The sequence below is a fragment of the Caryophanon latum genome (genome assembly GCF_001700325.1).
GTDB classification, from domain to species: Bacteria; Bacillota; Bacilli; order Bacillales_A; family Planococcaceae; genus Caryophanon; species Caryophanon latum.
On sequence record NZ_MATO01000070.1, the window covers coordinates 1 to 1,138 of the forward strand.

The 1,138-nt window shown below is 38.9% G+C and carries 1 protein-coding gene; it reads left to right on the forward strand.

Annotation, left to right across the window (positions count from 1 at the left end):
- Positions 1-90: 90 nt before the first annotated feature.
- Positions 91-1,138, forward strand: a protein-coding gene (locus tag A6K76_RS16575) for an IS630 family transposase (RefSeq protein ID WP_139108712.1) whose coding sequence is annotated in 2 segments (ribosomal slippage) — positions 91-612 and positions 615-1,138 — 1,046 coding nt annotated over the 2 segments. Because the reading frame shifts where the segments join, the coding sequence is not laid out codon by codon here. This gene is flagged as partial in the annotation.

The following is a 1,138-nucleotide window of genomic DNA, read 5'->3' on the forward strand; positions in this document are numbered from 1 at the left end:
TATATATAAGGTGATTAATATTTAGATTTAAATCCTTTTTCTTCGTTTTCCTGTATACTATTCTTAACAGATACGAAACGGAGAAAAATAATGCGTAAAATTACCCTAATTCCTGAAGAACAAATTCCTGCTGCTTTAGAAGAATTAAAGCTTGTCATGAAAGAAGAAAACAATCATAAACTGTTCGTTCGCTACCAAGTGATTTATATGTTACTTTCGGGCGAATCGTATGAAAAAATTGCTGCCTATACAGGTCTTTCTTTAGCAACGCTGTTCAATTATCGCAAAGCGTATTGTGAAAAAGGGATTGCTGGACTGGACCGTAAAAAACAACCGGGTCGAAAGCGTCATTTAACAGCTGAACAAGAAGCGCAAGTCATCGCGATAATTGTCAACCAAACGCCTAAAGATGTCGGTTTTCCCGTTGAAATGAATTGGACAGCGCCTCTTCTTCGTGATTGGATGGAGCGAACATTTGGCGTTTCTTTTTCTGTGCGTGGGACACGTGATTTATTGTACCGTCTTGGTTTAAGCTATACGAAACCAACCTACACATTGGAAAAAGCAGATCCGATCAAACAAGCAGCTTTCCTTGAAGCATTTGAACAGGCGAAAAAAAACTAATCCACGGTCAAATTGAGCGCATTTTATTTGAAGACGAGTCGATGATCCGTGATTACCAAGCCATTTCCAACACGTGGTTTCCAAAAGGTCAACAAAAAATCATTCCAACATACGGCCGACATCAAGGCGTCAAGCTAATTGGTACGTTGGATTATGAAACGGGCGACGTATTTTGTGTGCAAGAAGAACAATATACCGCTGTTGAATTCCTACGTTTTTTAGAAAAAGTCATCGCTCGTTATCCAAATGAACGCATCGTGATGGTATTAGACAATGCGCGTATACACCATGCGAAATTGATCCAACCATTTTTAGAAACGTATCAAGATTCCTTTGAATTTCTGTTCCTTCCACCGTACAGTCCCGATTTAAATTTAATCGAAGGATTGTGGAAATGGATGAAGGCAACGGTGATCCACAATGTCTTTTACTCAAATGTTGGAAAGATTCAGCGTGCTGTACAAGGGTTTATCCAAATGATCAATCAAACACCTAAAAATACGGTGAATAGACT